The organism is Clostridium sp. BL-8 (assembly GCF_002006495.1).
In the GTDB taxonomy this organism is placed as follows: Bacteria; Bacillota; Clostridia; order Clostridiales; family Clostridiaceae; genus Clostridium.
The window spans coordinates 1-17,263 of the sequence record NZ_LZZL01000015.1 but is presented as its reverse complement, the minus strand read 5'-3'; the positions used below and the strand labels follow the sequence as shown (position 1 = coordinate 17,263).

The window sequence follows — 17,263 nt, the reverse complement described above, 5'->3', positions numbered from 1 at the left end:
TGGTTCGAAAATAAACATAAGATAAATTTTGGAGGAAGGTTATTAAAAATGGCGATAAATGGTGTAAATCAACTTTCAAATGAACAGCTATTAGCAATGAATATGATGGGAAACGGACAAATAACAAATGATTCTGATTCTGGTGATACTAGTAATGAGTCAAACTATGCATTTCAATTGGCTATGCAAAATTTAATGGATGAATCATCGAAAAAAACTAGTAAAAATGCTAATGGTGGATTAAATAGTACTAGTGACAAGGTTGATAAAACTGATAATAAAATAGATGCGAGTGAAAAATCTAATGCTTCTAATAATGATAAGGCGAGTGCTACAGCAGCTAAAATTGGACAGACATATTTAACAGGACAAAAATTAGAAGACATACCTATGATTATGAATGGGAATTATGTGAACTTTTCAAAAAAAGCAGGGTCCATTTTAGATAATAGAAGTGATGCTGACATAGAAAAGATATATGGTGCAGTTGATTCAGCGGCTAAAAAGTATGGAGTAGATTCAAACTTGATTTTGGCTGTAATTAAACAAGAGTCTGATTTTAATCCTAATGCAACTTCAGAGGCTGGTGCTGCTGGATTAATGCAAATCATGCCTGAAAACTTTTCGAGTTTAGGAATAAAAGATCAATATGATATGGACCAAAATGTTAGTGGAGGAACTCAGCTTCTTAAAGAATATTTGGATAAATATAATGGAAATACTGAGATGGCACTTATGGCTTATAATGCAGGCCCTGGAACTATGCAAAGAAGAGGTGTTTCATCATCAAGCGATTTATATAAAATGCCAGAAGAAACTCAAAATTATGTACCTAAAGTAATGGGGTATTATAGAAATGGAGTCTAAAATACTATTGTATTTTAGATTTTTTTCTATAAGTTATAGTATAAGAGTATAATTTTTAGAAAACTGAATTAAGTGCGTCATATGAATAATAATATGACGTTTTTTTATTCAGTTTTATTATGATTTGATAAAATATTAATATAAAGTAAATCATTTCAAGTGTTATCGTATTCATATACTTGAAAACGTTTTAAAAAGGCAAAATAAAAAACGCAACCCTTGGGGCCAGGTTGCGCTTTAGCAATAAGCAATAAGCAATAAATAAAAAGGGGGCTATATATTCCTTTTATTTATCCTTGCAAGAACATTATAGAGTATTCTCGTTAATAATGCAAGTGATTTAATAAAAAATGTGATTATTTTTGTAAAAAATGAATTACTTTATTGCAAAACAAATTAACATTCGTTAATAGCTCTTTAAAAGGCTTAATTCTTCATCGGTTAATTCTCTATATTCGCCTTCTTCTAAATCCGGGTCTAATAGAAGTCCTCCAAATTCCTCTCTTTTTAGATATACAACTTTTTTATCAACGGCCTCGAACATTCTTTTTACTTGATGAAATTTCCCTTCTTGTATTGTAATTCTTACTTCCGAGCCTTCATCCGTGCTAGTCAATATTTCAAGTTTTGCTTCTAAGCACTTATATCCATCATCTAATGTAATTCCATTTTTAAAAGCAGTAATATCTTTTTCATCAACTTTTTTATTAATTTTAGCATAATAAATCTTATCCACATGCCATTTAGGTGATATTAATCTGTGATTAAGTTCACCATCATTAGTCAAAAGTAATAAACCAACTGTATCCTTATCTAATCTTCCAACTGGAAATGGCTCAAACACTTGATGGTCTAGTGCCAATAAATCAATTACAGTTTCATCTCTATTGTCATGAGTTGCTGATACAACTCCATCTGGCTTATTCATCATTAAATATATATATTTACGATATAACAGTTCTTCGCCGTTAATTTTTATTATTGACTTTTCAGGATCAACAAGCATTCCATTATCTTTTACTACAATACCATCTACCTCAACAATTCCTTTTTTAACAAAGGATTTAACATCTTTTCTGCTTCCATATCCTAAATTAGAAATCACTTTATCTAATCTTTCCAAGTTATTCACTCCAATTCTTTAAATTAGTTAAGAGTTAAATTATTCATTTATTTTATCATAATAGTAAATAGCTTAACACATAGGTATATAATTTATCAAATTTATTTTTATTATGAATTTAAAAATTTATACAAGTTATTATTTTATTATAAAAAATGAGTCATACCTATATAAGAAGATGACTCGTTTTTTATCGAATGTTTTAAATAATTAAATTTTCCAAAGCTGTTATTATGCTAATTTAAATCCACTGTACTACATCATCTAAAGGCTGTCTAGTCTTTTGATATGGCTCTCTTGCGCGATATCCAAAGCTTGCCATAACAGAAACGCCAAAGTGTTCAATATCTAGAATGCCTTCCTCTTTAAGAATTGTTTCTACTTCCTTTATATTGAAACCTTCAATTGGGCAAGAATCAATACCTAAGAAAGCTGCTGCTGTTAACATATTTGCTAAGGCAATATAAGTTTGTTTACTAGCCCAATCATAAAGGAATCTATCATTTTCAAGTAAATTGAAGTCATTTTTTTGGAAGCTTTCGAAAGCCTTCCTCCTACCGTCAGCCATATCTGTAGGAAGATTTTGAACTTCAGACATTATCTTAGTAATATATTCAGAGCTATAAATTGTATCGACTTTCTTACGTGCAAGAAGAATTATAAAATGGCTGGCGCCATTAAAGCTATTTTGAGCCCCCCATGATACAGGGTATAATTTTTCTCTAAGTTTTTTATCTTGAACTACAAGGAATTTCCAAGGTTCAAAACCAAAAGAGCTTGGAGAAAGATGTCCAGCCTCTAAGATTGTATCGAAGTCTTCTTTAGGTATTATTTTTTCAGAATCAAATTTTTTACACGCATGACGAAAATTAAACACATTTATTAATTCTTGATTTTTATTATCCATTTGAAAACCACCTTTCATTTTATGAGTTAAGTTTAACATCATTAGATACTATGTTGAAGTACGCACAATTTTTATATATAATATAAATAAATTCACCTAAGTATCTTTTTTATACTAAAGGAGTTGATAAATATGAAAACAGAAAGTATATATCCAGACTGTCCTAATCATCCATGCCCTGTAGAAACAACACTAAATATAATTAGTGGTAAGTGGAAGGGTATTATTTTATATCGTTTATTGGGTGGCAAGAAACGATTTAATGAACTAAAAAGATTAATTCCAAGTGTAACTCATAGAACATTAACACTACAGCTGCGTGAATTGGAACGAGATAGAATTCTAAAACGTACAGTATATGCTGAAGTACCACCGCGAGTTGAATATGAATTAACTGATCTTGGATTATCAATGTCTCCAATAATTAAAGCCATGTATGATTGGGGATTAAATTATCAATCCGAATTAAATTTATAGAAAGAATAATCTTTTTAAAAATCAATTGTTTTAATATAACGATAGTTTAGGATATAATAAAGTAAAAAATGCAATTTAAATTTAAAAAAAATGTATTGACAGAAGAATTTAATAATCTTATAATTAATTCGTACCCGAACGAACGAGGTGACTAAAATGGAAAAGAAATGTATCATAGCAAAATTAAATATGATTAGTGACGCATCTAATAAATTTTTGACAAGAAAAATAAAAGAGGAGCAGTTATCTATATTACAAAATCATGCTATGCTATTTAATATCTTACCAGAAGATGGTTCAAAACTTCTTTTTAATGAAATAGCTAGCACATGGAAAATATCAAAATCTTCTTTATCTGATATAATAAACAAATATGAAAATCAAGGATTAATAAAAAAGTGTGTTTGTGATTCAGATAAAAGAAGCGTATATATCAGCTTAGCTTCTAAAGGTATATATGTAAAGCAAAAGCTTCAAGGTGTGGAACAGGAGTTCCTGAATTTATTATTAGAAGATTTTGATCAGGAGCAAAGGACAACTTTTGAGGATGATATAGATAAAGCTCTTAAAAATATAATAAAAATGCTTTAAAAGCATTTTTTTTAAATAGATAATTCGTACGCGTACGGAAAAAATACAGAAAGAAGGATTTTAGATATGAAAGAATTAGTAATAAAGTCATTAGAGAAGATTAGACCAATGCTACAAAGGGATGGTGGGGATGTTGAACTAGTTGACGTAAGCAGTAATGGAATAGTAAGTGTAAAAATGCAAGGAGCTTGCGGAAATTGCCCAGGAGCAATGATGACAATAAAGGGTATTATAGAGCAAAGATTAAAGGAAGAAGTGCCAGGAGTTACAGAAGTAATAGGTGTTTAGAAATAAAAAACTTTAATTAAATCTCACAATGGTAAAGAGGACATTAAGTCCTCAGATTTTTCCAGAACATATTCGTACACGTACGAATATGTTCTGGAAATATATTAAGATTCGTTTCGGGTACAAATAACATAGAAATTATGATTTACATATTCAAATAAAATACTTAAGTTTTGAAGGAGGGATAATATGTTTAACTCTATAAGAAAAAGGCTGGTTTTTAATTTTGTTTTAATTGCAGCAATAATAATTTTAATTTGTACATCTTTTTTTACATATCAAATGATAAATGGAATACAAAATCAGATGAAAGCCGACGGAATTACTTTGGTTAACAATGTAAGAGCAAACATTGAGAAAGTAGGAATAAAAAACATAGATAAAATACAGGATATAATAGATGCTACATATGAATATGCAGATGGTGGATTGTGGTATATAGGTATAACAGGAAAAGATAAAACGCTTATTGCAGGTACATCGAAGGATTCCATTGGCGAAAAAATAGATTCATCAGGATCTAACAGTGTATTTGAAGGTAATACAGATTCGTATATATATGAATGGCAGGGAAAGCCTGCGTATAATGTAAGTGTTCCAATTAAGGATGGAAATAGTGTAGTATATAGTTTATCGATAGGAATTTCTGTGGATAATATGCAAAAAGTTATTAGAACAACTATTATAAAAAGTGTAATTTGCGCTATAGCGGCCTTAATATTATCTGCTATTATGGGAATATTTATAGGAAGGCGAATTGCTAAGCCTATAGAAATCATTAAGGAAGCAATTGAGAAAGCAGGTGACGGAGACTTTACAGTAGAATATGAAATTACAGGAAAAGATGAAATAGGAAAGCTTGCAGCTGCAAGTGCTAAAACAAGAAAGAGTATGAGAGAACTTGTTAGAAAAACAAAAGTGATCTCAGAGAGTTTAAGTAACTTATCTAAAAACATTGAAAGTGGTGGTAGTACAGTAGCATTATCAAGTGAAGAAATTGCAGTTTCAGCAGTAAATGTATCTCAAGAAGGAATAAAACAAGCAGAAGATTTAGAAGAAGCTGTTAGATTACTAGAAAGTTTTTCAATAGACTTGGATAATGTGGATAATAACTTAACTTTATTAGCTGATGGCGGAAGAACTATAAAAGAAGATACAAATAAAGGAGCAGAAGCTATAAATAAGTTAGCGGATAGTATTGATGATATGTTAAATTCATTTTTAGCATCAAAGGTTAAAATTGAAAATTTAGATAAAACTATATCGCAAATTAATTCAATAGTAGATGTGATAAATGGAGTAGCTAAACAGACTAATCTTTTAGCCTTAAATGCATCTATTGAAGCAGCGAGGGCTGGCGAAGCAGGAAAAGGATTTTCGGTGGTAGCAGAAGAAATAAGAAAGTTAGCAGAAGAAGTTTTAAATTCATCAAAAAGCATAACTAAGTTAATAAATACAGTAATGAAGGAAACTCATGAAGTTTCTAGTACGACAGAACTTGTAACTCAAATAGTAGAAGATAGCAGAGCGAATATTAACAATGTGACAACTTCTTTTAAAGGAGTTATAAGTAAAGTAAATAACATTCCTAGTGACATTAATAAAGTACATATGGTACTTAAGGAAACCATGAATGGCAGAGATAAGATCTTAGGTACAGTTGAAAATATAGCTTCAAAATCACAAGAAATTTCATCACTTTCGGAAGAAGTGACTGCGTCTACAGAGGAACAGGCAGCTATAACAAATGAATTATCTGTAACAGCAAAAAAGCTGGTAAATATCTCAAAAGTATTAGAAAAGAATGTTTCTGACTTCAAAATATAATCTTAAAGTCGTAGATAATAGTAGATTTTAAATTAATAATAATGGTGGTGTATTTTATGGAATCATTAATATTAATAAAGGATTAACACTTGATATAAATATATCAGGTGTTTTTTAGTGCTTGAGAGCATAAAAAATAATATTTTAGCTAGAGCAATGATTTAAATATTAATACATATGGTATAATATTTAAGGATTGGGAAAGGAGGAATAAGTAAATGGATTTAAAATCATTACTTAATAAAGAGCAGTATGAAGGGGCAACTACAATTGATGGGCAGGTACTTATATTAGCAGGAGCAGGATCAGGTAAGACAAGAGTCTTAACTCATAGAATAGCTCATATGATTGAAGATTTGAATATTGCACCATACAGTATACTGGCTATTACTTTTACAAATAAGGCAGCTAAGGAAATGAAGGATAGAGTTAAGGCACTTATTGGTGAAAGGGCTGAAAACATGTGGATATCCACTTTCCATTCAACTTGTGTTAGGATTTTAAGAAGAGAAATAGATAAAATAGGCTATAAAAGTAGCTTTACTATATATGATAGCTCGGATCAAAAGACTTTAGTCAAAGAATGCATGAAAAGTCTTAATATTAATGATAAAGATATAACTGAGCAAGAGATACTTGGGAAAATTGGAAAAGCAAAGGACAAAATGCAAAGTGTAAGAAACTTTATGATGGAAAATGAAGCTAACTTTAGAGAAAAGAAAATTGCAGATGTCTATGAAATGTATCAGAAGAGACTTAAGGAAAACAATGCCTTAGATTTTGATGACTTGATTTTTAAGACAGTAGAACTTTTTAAAAGTAACCCAGAAGTGTTGGAATTTTATCAAAATAAATTTAAATATATAATGGTTGATGAATATCAAGATACTAATGGAGCTCAATATCAGTTGGTAAAATTACTTGCAGCAAAATATAAGAATATATGTGTTGTAGGGGATGACGATCAATGTATTTACCAATGGAGAGGCGCAGATATAAAAAATATCTTGGATTTTGAAAAAGACTATCCAGGTGCCAAAGTTATAAAATTGGAACAAAATTATAGATCTAAGGGAAATATATTAAATGCAGCTAACGTTGTCATTGTTAATAATTCAAATAGAAAGAGCAAAGTATTACGAACAGAGCAGGAAGCAGGTAATAAGATTAAAATATACAGAGCTTATGCTGATAGTGATGAAGGAGACTTTGTTGGAAAGCAGATTTTAGATATAAAAAATAAAGAGAGTAAAAATTATAACGATTTTGCTATATTATATAGAACAAATGCCCAATCTAGAATTTTTGAAGAAAGTCTTAGAAGAAAAGGGATTCCATATAAAATTGTAGGAGGAACTCGTTTCTATGATAGAAAAGAAATAAAAGATATACTAGCGTATTTAAAGGTTCTCGTTAATCCACAAGATGACATAAGCATCAGAAGAATAATAAATGTGCCTAAAAGGAGCATAGGAGATGCAACTGTAGCTAAGGTACAGGAATTTGCAACAAACTTTGAACTTAATTTATGGGATGCTTTATCTGAGGTTAGGGGAATTTCAACATTAACAGCAAGAAATATTTCGTGTATAGAACCTTTCGTAGCACTAATGGAGAATTTGATGGAATTAAGTGAAACAGTGCCAGTTTCAGTGCTTATTGAATCTATCTTAAAAGATACCGGATATATGAAGCAATTACAGGAATCTAATGAAATTGAAGACAAGAGTAGAATTGAAAACTTAAAGGAATTAGTATCAGATGCTGTTGACTTTGAAAAAAGCAATGAAGATAAATCTTTAGCTGCATATTTAGAAAGAGTTTCTTTAGTTCAAGATACTGATAAAATTGAGGAAGAAGATGACGCAATAGTACTTATGACAATACATAGTGCAAAAGGACTAGAGTTCCCAGTAGTGTTTATGGTTGGTATGGAAAATGGTATTTTCCCGGGAAATGCGTCATTTGAAAGCGAATCAGAGATGGAAGAGTCGAGAAGATTGTGTTATGTCGGGATAACTAGAGCAAAAGAGACATTATTTATGACTTCAGCGGAAGTAAGAAGAGTATTTGGTAAAACCATGGCATATCCTCAATCTGATTTTATTAATGAAATAAAGCCAGAACTTAAGGAATATGTAAGTGGAGAAAAATCAGGTATTATGAGCAGAGAAAGAATTATGCAAAGTAGTTCTTATACAAATCCGCATAGTTTACGAAATAGCATGAATAGAGCAAATATCGCAGGGTCAGGCAGCGGGAACACTAATATAGGCAATATAAATACTACTAAGGAAGCTGGAACAGAATATATAACAAGTAATGAAGCGACTCTTGGTAGAAAAGTTTTTCATGATAAATTTGGAAAGGGAACTATTGTAGCAGTTCAAGCTTCTGGCAGCGATAAAAAGTTAACAATTGCCTTTGATAAGCAAGGAGTTAAATCATTGCTATTATCTTTTGCAAAGCTTAAAATGATGTAAAGACATATTCTAGTGATAATTGTGGAGGATTAATTGTGGATAAAATTGAAAGAATAAAAGAGCTTGTGGAAAAATTAAATAGATACTCTTATGAATATTATTCTCTAGATAATCCTTCTGTAAGTGATAAGGATTATGATGAAAAATATTATGAACTTCAAGAGTTAGAGAGAGAGACAGGATACATACTTCCATATTCTCCAACATTAAGAGTTGGGGATGTAGTTCTTGAAGGATTTAAGAAGTATACTCATAAAGCAAAGCTTTGGAGCTTGGATAAGGCTCAAAGCCTGCAAGAAATTATAGATTGGCATAATAGAAACGTTAAGTTCATTGAAGAAATGAGAAACAGGGGCGAAAATCTGCCGGATTTAAAATATGTACTTACCAAAAAGTTTGATGGATTAACAATTAATTTAACATATAATAAGGAAGGTATACTCGAAATTGCGGCGACAAGAGGAACTGGAAGCATCGGAGAAGAAGTAACGGCTCAGGTAAAAACGATAAAATCAATTCCGCTTAAAATTCAAAGTGAAGATATTTTAGAAGTTCACGGAGAAGCAATAATGACTCAAGAGGCTTTTAATAAATATAATGAAGCCTCTGATACTCCATTAAAAAATTTAAGGAATGGAGCAGCAGGAGCTTTAAGAAATCTTAATGTAAAAGAGACTGCTAGAAGAAATTTATCTGCTTTCTTTTATGATGTTGGATATAAGGAAGGAACTCCATTTAAAAGCTACTTAGAAATGATGAAATTTATAAAAGAACAAGGCTTACCAGTTGATGAATACATTAAAGTATGTTCTTCCATAGAGGAGATTCAGGAGCAGATTGATTATATTAAAGGCATCAGATTTGACTTGAATTACGATATTGATGGATTAGTAATTGCAATAGATGATATTAGAACTAGGGAACTTTTAGGATATACAATCAAATTTCCTAAATGGGCAATTGCATATAAATTCGAAGCTCAAGAAGCAACAACTAAGCTTTTAGATGTTGAGTGGAATGTTGGAAGAAGCGGAAGAATCGGTCCAACGGCTATACTAGAACCAGTTGAACTTGCAGGAGTCACAGTTAAAAGGGCTACCCTTAACAATATGGATGATATTGCAAGAAAAGGTGTTAGAATTGGAGCTGAAGTATTTATACGCAGAAGTAATGATGTTATACCTGAAATAATGGGCGTTGTACCAGAATCCTTAGAAGGTTCAGAAGAAATAACAGTTCCAGAAACATGTCCAGCATGTGGAAGTCACTTGGTTTTAAATGGTGCACACTATTTTTGCGAAAATACATTATCTTGTAAACCTCAATTAGTAAAGAGTATAGTTCATTATGCATCTAGAGAAGCAATGAATATAGCTGGCTTTTCAGAAAGGACAGCAGAGCAGTTGTTTGAGAAGCTTAATATTAAGTCAATTTCAGACTTATATAAATTAAAGGAAGAAGAATTGATAGGTTTAGAAAAGTTTGGCGCTAAGAAGGCACAAAATCTTTTAGAAGCCATTGAAAAAAGTAAAGATTGTGAATTAGATGCATTTATATATGCTTTAGGAATACCTAATGTAGGTGCAAAAACAGCAAAGGATTTGGTTGACAGATTTAAATCCATAGAGGGATTAAAAAATGCTTCTTTCGAAGAACTAGTTGAAGTTAAGGATGTAGGAGATATAGTTGCACAAGGTGTTGTTGCATTCTTTAAAGAAGAAAAGGTATTAGAGACCATAGAGGAATTATTAGCTTTAGGAGTTAGTCCTAAGTTTATAGAGAAAGAAGTTATAGAAAATCCTTTTGAAGGAAAGACTGTTGTAGCTACTGGTTCACTTGTAAATTATTCTAGAACTGAAATAAAGGATAAGCTAGAAAGCTTGGGAGCTAAAGTTGCAGGAAGTGTTAGTAAAAAAACAGATTATGTGATAGCAGGAGAAGCAGCTGGATCGAAATTAACTAAAGCACAGGAATTAGGAATTAAAGTTCTTTCGGAAGAGGAATTTGAGAAAATATTAAGGGGGTAAAGTATGAAAAAATTAATAAACTTGCTTGGATTTGCAGCAGCGTTTATAACAAGCATCTTAATAATTTGTACCTTTATGACAACATATCAATTTTACTATGTTGGATTAATTTTTAATTCATATTTACCCGTACAAATAGGTGTTTGCATTACAATGATAATATTAGCAATTAGATTTCTTGTTATTGAGACAGGGAAAAAAAGAATAGTGTATTTCATATTTAGTTTAGGAATATCAATTTCATTGATTTTTTTTATGATAAATCAAATTAGATAGTTAATATGAAGTGAGAAATAGATTTCTAGCAGGTAAATATTCATTATTAAATCTAAATATATATGTTGCAATTGATTTTCTACATTTGACATCTGGATATTTACTTAGCAGATGGGCATTCTAAATGTAATTTTATTATTGCAACATATATATAATAGATAATTTATAAAATCTTTAAATTAATAAGACTGACTTAAAATAATCTTAGATTATTTTAAGTCAGTCTTTTTGATTAGAAGAAATATTTTGTGGTAATAATATGAAATATAAATAAAGGTAAAGGGTGTAATTATGAAAAAATATTTTTTCAGTATGATCATGCTGACTTTAGTTATTTTATTTTGTTTAGGATTTATAGATAAAGAGAGCAGCAATGTATCTAATAATAATTCAGAAGAAACTATAAGTTATGGTATAGATCAAATTCCTGAAGACTTAGAAAAAGTAACTAAACTATCTAAGCGTGATGAGGATATTATATGTGCAGTAAGTAAAGGATTAGTTTCAAAAGGAGAAAATAATGAAATAAAACCTTCTTTAGCAAGCGAAATTATAAAAGATAAAGACGGAATTCAATATGAGTTTAAAATTAGAGATGATATTTTTTGGAGTGACGGAAGCCAGATAACACCGAATGATGTGGTCACATTTTTTAAGGAATTATTAAAAGAAGAAGATGAAGAAAATATACAAGCATTACTTAATGTGTATGGAGCCAAGGAATTTAAAGATGGGAAGATTACATTTGATACTGGTGTTGCAATAAGAGAAAGTGGAAATTCTGTTATAATCAGATTAAATAAGAAAGATGATGAGTTTTTAAATGAATTAACTAAACCACAATACAGATTACGAAAGTATCTCGTAATGTGGCGGAATATAAAAAATAACTATGATAAATTAGTTTATTCAGGAGAGTACAGCATAAATTCTATAAGCGATGATAAGCTCGAACTAACAAAAAACAATAAAAGTGATGAAGCTAATAGTATATCAAATATTAGTATAGTAAGTGATGCAAGCGTGGAAGCATCTATGGCATCATATGAAGTAAAACAAAGAGATATAGTAATAAATCCTCCAGAAAGTGAGATTAATAAATTAGCTGAGCAGAAAAAAATAATAACGGTCCCAGAAAATCAGGCGGCATATTTAGTTATTAATGATAAAGACGATTCTACACCAATTCAAGGAAGGAGAGAAATCTATAATAATGTGTGCAAAGCTCTTGAGGAGTATGAAAATTCTAATAGTAACGAGTTTGAACTTGCAGAAGGGAGCTATTTTAGGGAAGATAAGCAGGATTTGACTAAATTGCAGGCAAGAAAGGTTGTCAGTAATAAAGAAGGTGAATGGAGTGCACCTCAGGTTTTAACAATATTATGTGAAGATACCAATGAAAATAGAAACTTATGTAGAATAATCCAGGAGTGGTTTAAAAATAATACAAATATAACTATAAAATATAGTGCGGTAAAAGAAGAATTTGAAGATGAGGAATTGAAAAAAAGATATGATATGATTTTAATTAATGAAGAGGCTAATGCATTTAACAAGTTAAATTTTTATTCGAATCTAAAAGCGTATTTAACGGAAGGACAGAGTGAACTTTTAGAAAAATGTACAGCAAGTAAATCAGGAAGCGACTATTCAAACTTGGAAGAAAGTCTATTTCAAAATTATGATATACTTCCCTTAGTGTTTTATAATGAGAATATAGCTATTTCAGATAAGATATCAAAACTAAAGTTAGATGGAAATGGAAATATAGATTTTGAGACAATTAGCTGATTGAAGTTATATTAAACGCATATTCAAAGATAAATTATATTCTCTGAATATGCGTACTAAATTTATATATTTTGATTTCATCTTAAAATTAATGTTTCTTTTTCTTAGGATGATGAGTTTTATTTTTCTTATTCTTTTTACTAGTTGGAGGAGGAGAAAATTTAACATTTTTAATATTATCTTTGCTTAATGTAGGAATATTACTAATTTTTTTTGAAGATAACAGGTTTTTAGGTTTAGATTCGTCTGAATTAATGCATTCTTTAGCAAATTGAGCATTAATAGTTGAATAGTATATATTATCATCATCTAAGTATGATTTTTTATTTATATTATCAGAAACTGAATTTTTAACCAGAGAATAATTATGACAGGTGCTTTGTGGCTTGCTAATATTTAAAGATTCGGGTGTCTTTTCTGAGTCTATAGGTAAATTAAATTCCATGAAATCTTCCACCATGTCTTTAAATAAATAAATAATCAAAAAGAAGATAAACATATTCCTATTACTATCAAGAGAAGTTTTTTTGGAACTTAAAGAATCCTTTCTTTTTGAATAATCTAAACTTTTTACAAATATAGATGCTAAACCTGCACTTTTTGGAGTTGGTAATACAGGCATTCTAAAATATGTTTCATCAAGCATATCAGCAGAATGCAAGCTGAGCCTTCTATATCTTTCAACTTCATCTAAAGTCGGCGCTTCAGGCCAGCTTGTCAAAAGGCCGCCATTTACAAAAAACTTCCTATATATTCCTGAAATTATTGGTCTTAATTCAGTAGATTTATCTTCTTGAAGAGAATACATAATTAGACAAAGAAGATAAAAAGCAACTTCGAGACATGAGTATTTAGAGTCTTTTTTATCAGAAAGTTTAACAAATATATTTTTATCTATATCATATAGGTTAATTAATTTATCAACTATTTCCTTAGCAGCATCTTTAAAGGAAATTATTTCTGTATGTTTATAAGCTTCCATTAGACATATAGCAAACAATGCACAATTATCTATTGAATCTGAATAATAATCTTTGTCTTGAAACTTACTTATTAAAAAGTCACCTAAGTCTAAAATAAGTTTTCTTGCATCATCATCAGAAGAATATTTATAAAATATATTTAGTGCAAGAAAAATTTCCACACCTTCATTGAAAGATAAATCATATAATACAGTTTTATAATCTTTAAACATATCCAAGATTTCGTGGGAAAATTTAGAGTATTCTTCACTGTCATTGTCGGATTTATTATAATTGGAGTATAATAGGTAACTATCCATCATAAAAGCTTGGTCTGCAAATTTAAATTTATCATCTTTATCGACTAAAGAAAAACCCTTTGAATTACCATCAGACATATTTTTTTTACTAACAAATAATCCCTCATTGTTTCGCAAATTTTCAGAATAGAATTGTAATTGCTCTTTTGCTAGGTATCTGAATGGTTTTTCGAGTGAGGAAATATTTCTTTTGCCATCATTAAAATGGGAATAATATTCACTTAATTCAAGTAAGGATAATGTCATAAAAGCATTTGTAGAAGGATTTATTTCTTTTTTAAAGCTAGATTCATCAAAACCATGAGAGCTTTTACTGTGAATAAATACAGGGGAAGCTTTTCTATATATGCACAATAGTGGAGAAAAATTATTTAATATGCTAATATCATCTATAGAAGATTTTTTTGAAGTTCTAAGTTGTGCCAAAAGACCACATTTAGAGTTCAATACTAAAGTTTTTATGGATTCTTTTGATAAGTGAAATAGCTGACCACTGATTTCTTGCTGGGAAAGACTATTCATCCTAAAAAATGGTCCTATATATCTCAATGTATAAAACACCTCTCACAAAATTCTCATCTTATTCATTAATATGAAGTTAGTAAATAGAAGGTGCATAAAATAAAAATAAAAGGAGATTTTTTTATAATGAAGGAAGGAAAATTAGATTTTGATGATCTAAGAAGTATCATATTAAATAATAAAACAGTTAAGAGAAATGAAGTAAAGGTTAGAAATGATGTCGGAGAAGACTGTACAATAATTGATTTTGGAGAACATGAAGGGATATTTTCTACAGATCCCATAACTGGAGCAAGCGAAAATGTAGGAAAATTAGCTGTACATATAAATTGCAATGATATTGCCTCATCAGGGGGAGAGCCTATAGGGATCTTAGTTACTATTTTAGCACCTACATCTGCAAGCTTAGAGGATATAAATAAAGTTATGAGTGAAATTGATGAGGAAGCAGCTAAGATTAATGTTGAAATCATAGGCGGACATACAGAAGTAACCAGCGCAGTTAATAAAATAGTTATATCGGTTACTGTCATAGGAAAGAACTTAAAAGGTAAATCAGTCAAAACAGCAGGGGCAGAAATAAATGATGATGTAATAGTAACGAAAAGTATAGGAATTGAAGGGACTCATATTTTAATAAATGAATATGAAAATAGAATAAAAAGAATTTTATCTGAAGAAGAAATAAAGTTTGGGAAGAATTTAATAAATGAAATCAGCGTTTTAGAAGAGGGGAAGATAGGCGGAGAATTTGGAGTAAATTCAATGCATGATATAACAGAAGGCGGTCTTCTTGGAGGGTTATTTGAGGTGGCTATGGCATCAAATAAAGGATTTAAAATATATAAAGATAGAATACCAATGCTTGAAATAACAAAAAAAGTCTGCGAAGAATTTAAAATAGATCCCCTTAGACTCATATCATCTGGAAGCATGCTTATTACTACTAAAAATGGAGAAAAGTTGGTTGAAAGACTCAATAAACAAGGTATAAGTGCCAGCATAATAGGGAAGATATGTGAGCGTGATGGGATTTTAGTTGATAATGAAGAAGAAATAAAAGTAGAGCCACCTAAAAGAGATGAACTATTTAATGTAGAATAATTGCTTAAAAATGATTATTTTGTAAAATCTTTATGTATTTTTATTAATAAATGCAGTTGCTTAAGTTAAATTGTAATATTATATAGTATAAGAAATAGAATTGATTTTGTTTTAAAGAAATGAGGAGAAAGCGATGAAAAGATTAATATTAGCCAGCAATAATAAAAAAAAGATAAAAGAAATGAAAGAAATATTAAAAGAATTAGATATAGAAGTTAAATCCTTAGAAGATGAGAATATTGATATAGATGTGGTTGAAGACGGGAAGAGTTTTGAAGAAAATGCAAAAAAGAAAGCTAAAGAAATATATGAATACCTATTAAAAAGAGGAGACGAAAACTTTATTGTATTGGCAGATGATTCAGGACTTTCAGTTGATTATTTAGGAGGAGAACCTGGGATATATTCGGCAAGATATGCAGGGGAACATGGGAATGATAAAAAGAATAATGAAAAGCTTTTGAATAATTTAAAAGGTATAAGTATGGAAAATAGAAGCGCTAAGTTTATATGCCAGTTAGCAATGTTTACAGATAAGGGGGAATATTTCAGCGTTCTTGGAGATGTTAAAGGATATATTATAGAAGAGTTACAAGGTGAAGGTGGATTTGGATATGATCCATTATTTTTCTACGAGCCATTAAACAAAACTTTTGGAGAATTATCACCAGAAGAAAAAAATGAAATAAGTCATAGAGGATTAGCGCTAAAAGAATTAAAAAAGATATTATATAAGTTAGTATAGCTAATGAAAAAGAATTATATTGGTATATAACAAACAATATTTATTAGAAAAGATAACGTGTCATCATATAACTTAATCTTATTATTGAAGCAATATAATTAATAAAGGAGTTTAGGAGGAAATTTTATGCTAATTGCAGTTGTAAGTGATACACATAGAATAACTAAATATATTAAACTGGCTAAGGAATTAATAAAAGGAGCTGATATATTAATACATTTAGGTGATAATATTGAAGATGTAAAAATATTAGAAGATAATTTTAAGGGAAAAGTATATGCGGTTGCAGGGAATTGTGATTATTCAGGGAAATATCCAAAGGAAGGAATTATAGAAGTAAATAACAGAAAAATATTCTTTACTCATGGAGACCTATATGGGGTTAAAAGTTCTATAAATAATATTTATTATAGAGGCAGGGAAGTGGAAGCTGATGTTGTTTTGTTTGGGCATACCCATGAACAATTATTAGAAAAAGAAAATGATATTATATTAATGAATCCAGGAAGTGTGTCTTTGCCAAGGTTTAGAGGAAGATATGTTGGATTTATAAATATAAGCGACAATAGTGATATGGATACATACTTTAAGGAAATAAGAGAATAAATGAATTGCTTGAATGTAGGTTAAGGATAATAAATTCATTCAAATATGTATCTTAAAAATTATGAATTTGGGGAAGTTGATAAGGTAATGAAGCTTAATATGAACCGTTAATTCTGTGCTTGAATAAATTTGAAAGAAAGTACTTCCATGGATATAAAATCATTTAAATTCCATTAAGTAAAATATTTATTATAAAATTATTAAAAAAGGTATTGACGAAACAGATTTCATATTGTAGAATAATCATTGTCGCTGAGAGATAAGCAGCAAAGCTTAAAATCGGTCAAGACCTTCGGGGTGTAGCGCAGTTGGGAGCGCGCGTGGTTTGGGACCATGAGGTCGCAGGT

15 protein-coding genes are annotated in these 17,263 nt (G+C 29.9%); 12 read left to right on the top strand and 3 right to left on the bottom strand.

Translation table 11 applies throughout. From position 1 onward, the window contains the following. The first annotated feature begins 48 nt into the window (after positions 1-48). A complete protein-coding gene (locus tag CLOBL_RS07150; protein ID WP_077858396.1) occupies positions 49-867 on the top strand; it encodes a lytic transglycosylase domain-containing protein in 819 nt (272 codons plus the stop codon). A gap of 406 nt (positions 868-1,273) precedes the next feature. On the opposite strand, the gene CLOBL_RS07145 is transcribed toward CLOBL_RS07150, so the two are convergent. Continuing rightward, positions 1,274-1,990, bottom strand: coding sequence for a pseudouridine synthase (locus CLOBL_RS07145; RefSeq protein ID WP_077858395.1), 717 nt, complete (start codon positions 1,988-1,990; stop codon positions 1,274-1,276). 241 nt (positions 1,991-2,231) lie between these two features. Then, positions 2,232-2,897: an NAD(P)H-dependent oxidoreductase gene (locus tag CLOBL_RS07140; RefSeq protein ID WP_077858394.1), complete on the bottom strand. Its 666-nt coding sequence runs from the start codon at positions 2,895-2,897 to the stop codon at positions 2,232-2,234. 132 nt (positions 2,898-3,029) lie between these two features. On the opposite strand from CLOBL_RS07140, the gene CLOBL_RS07135 reads away from it, so the two are divergent. The 8 genes from CLOBL_RS07135 to CLOBL_RS07100 all read left to right on the top strand — a co-directional run bounded on the left by CLOBL_RS07135 (position 3,030) and on the right by CLOBL_RS07100 (position 12,657). After that, complete coding sequence (locus tag CLOBL_RS07135) at positions 3,030-3,374, top strand: helix-turn-helix domain-containing protein (RefSeq protein ID WP_077858393.1); 345 nt, start codon at positions 3,030-3,032, stop codon at positions 3,372-3,374. Between the two features lie 156 nt (positions 3,375-3,530). Beyond that, complete coding sequence (locus CLOBL_RS07130; RefSeq protein ID WP_009168043.1) at positions 3,531-3,965, top strand: MarR family transcriptional regulator; 435 nt, start codon at positions 3,531-3,533, stop codon at positions 3,963-3,965. A gap of 66 nt (positions 3,966-4,031) precedes the next feature. Beyond that, positions 4,032-4,253, top strand: a complete 222-nt coding sequence (locus tag CLOBL_RS07125) for a NifU family protein (RefSeq protein WP_009168044.1) — start codon at positions 4,032-4,034, stop codon at positions 4,251-4,253. 189 nt (positions 4,254-4,442) lie between these two features. Then, positions 4,443-6,080: a methyl-accepting chemotaxis protein gene (locus CLOBL_RS07120; RefSeq protein ID WP_077858392.1), complete on the top strand. Its 1,638-nt coding sequence runs from the start codon at positions 4,443-4,445 to the stop codon at positions 6,078-6,080. Positions 6,081-6,298: 218 nt separating this feature from the next. Continuing rightward, positions 6,299-8,563 (top strand): DNA helicase PcrA, encoded by a 2,265-nt coding sequence (gene pcrA, locus CLOBL_RS07115; RefSeq protein ID WP_077858391.1) that lies wholly within the window; start codon positions 6,299-6,301, stop codon positions 8,561-8,563. Between the two features lie 32 nt (positions 8,564-8,595). Continuing rightward, positions 8,596-10,590 (top strand): NAD-dependent DNA ligase LigA, encoded by a 1,995-nt coding sequence (gene ligA / locus CLOBL_RS07110; protein ID WP_179117699.1) that lies wholly within the window; start codon positions 8,596-8,598, stop codon positions 10,588-10,590. A 3-nt stretch (positions 10,591-10,593) separates the two neighbouring features. Next, complete coding sequence (locus CLOBL_RS07105) at positions 10,594-10,866, top strand: hypothetical protein (RefSeq protein WP_009168048.1); 273 nt, start codon at positions 10,594-10,596, stop codon at positions 10,864-10,866. A gap of 291 nt (positions 10,867-11,157) precedes the next feature. Next, positions 11,158-12,657 carry an ABC transporter substrate-binding protein gene (locus tag CLOBL_RS07100; protein WP_077858389.1) on the top strand — a complete coding sequence of 500 codons (1,500 nt, stop codon included), beginning with the start codon at positions 11,158-11,160 and terminating at the stop codon, positions 12,655-12,657. Positions 12,658-12,745: 88 nt separating this feature from the next. On the opposite strand, the gene CLOBL_RS07095 is transcribed toward CLOBL_RS07100, so the two are convergent. After that, positions 12,746-14,488, bottom strand: coding sequence for a hypothetical protein (locus tag CLOBL_RS07095; RefSeq protein ID WP_077858388.1), 1,743 nt, complete (start codon positions 14,486-14,488; stop codon positions 12,746-12,748). A gap of 99 nt (positions 14,489-14,587) precedes the next feature. Here CLOBL_RS07095 and CLOBL_RS07090 point away from each other — a divergent pair, with 99 nt between their 5' ends. The 3 genes from CLOBL_RS07090 (at position 14,588) to CLOBL_RS07080 (ending at position 16,916) form a co-directional block, all read left to right on the top strand. Beyond that, the gene (locus CLOBL_RS07090) at positions 14,588-15,565 is read left to right on the top strand and encodes an AIR synthase family protein (RefSeq protein ID WP_077858387.1); all 978 of its coding nucleotides are present in this window, start codon (positions 14,588-14,590) and stop codon (positions 15,563-15,565) included. A gap of 133 nt (positions 15,566-15,698) precedes the next feature. Beyond that, the gene (locus CLOBL_RS07085; RefSeq protein WP_077858386.1) at positions 15,699-16,310 is read left to right on the top strand and encodes an XTP/dITP diphosphatase; all 612 of its coding nucleotides are present in this window, start codon (positions 15,699-15,701) and stop codon (positions 16,308-16,310) included. Positions 16,311-16,436: 126 nt separating this feature from the next. Continuing rightward, positions 16,437-16,916: a metallophosphoesterase gene (locus CLOBL_RS07080; RefSeq protein ID WP_077858385.1), complete on the top strand. Its 480-nt coding sequence runs from the start codon at positions 16,437-16,439 to the stop codon at positions 16,914-16,916. The last annotated feature ends 347 nt before the right edge of the window (positions 16,917-17,263 follow it).

Excerpts from the sequence above, each read along its gene's own strand:
- CLOBL_RS07120 (WP_077858392.1), top strand. The coding sequence starts at position 4,443 with ATGTTTAACTCTATAAGAAAAAGGCTGGTTTTTAATTTTGTTTTAATT.
- CLOBL_RS07135 (WP_077858393.1), top strand. The coding sequence starts at position 3,030 with ATGAAAACAGAAAGTATATATCCAGACTGTCCTAATCATCCATGCCCT.
- CLOBL_RS07150 (WP_077858396.1), top strand. The coding sequence starts at position 49 with ATGGCGATAAATGGTGTAAATCAACTTTCAAATGAACAGCTATTAGCA.
- CLOBL_RS07130 (WP_009168043.1), top strand. The coding sequence starts at position 3,531 with ATGGAAAAGAAATGTATCATAGCAAAATTAAATATGATTAGTGACGCA.
- CLOBL_RS07090 (WP_077858387.1), top strand. The coding sequence starts at position 14,588 with ATGAAGGAAGGAAAATTAGATTTTGATGATCTAAGAAGTATCATATTA.
- CLOBL_RS07105 (WP_009168048.1), top strand. The coding sequence starts at position 10,594 with ATGAAAAAATTAATAAACTTGCTTGGATTTGCAGCAGCGTTTATAACA.
- CLOBL_RS07100 (WP_077858389.1), top strand. The coding sequence starts at position 11,158 with ATGAAAAAATATTTTTTCAGTATGATCATGCTGACTTTAGTTATTTTA.
- CLOBL_RS07125 (WP_009168044.1), top strand. The coding sequence starts at position 4,032 with ATGAAAGAATTAGTAATAAAGTCATTAGAGAAGATTAGACCAATGCTA.
- CLOBL_RS07085 (WP_077858386.1), top strand. The coding sequence starts at position 15,699 with ATGAAAAGATTAATATTAGCCAGCAATAATAAAAAAAAGATAAAAGAA.
- CLOBL_RS07080 (WP_077858385.1), top strand. The coding sequence starts at position 16,437 with ATGCTAATTGCAGTTGTAAGTGATACACATAGAATAACTAAATATATT.
- CLOBL_RS07140 (WP_077858394.1), bottom strand. The coding sequence starts at position 2,897 with ATGGATAATAAAAATCAAGAATTAATAAATGTGTTTAATTTTCGTCAT.
- pcrA (WP_077858391.1), top strand. The coding sequence starts at position 6,299 with ATGGATTTAAAATCATTACTTAATAAAGAGCAGTATGAAGGGGCAACT.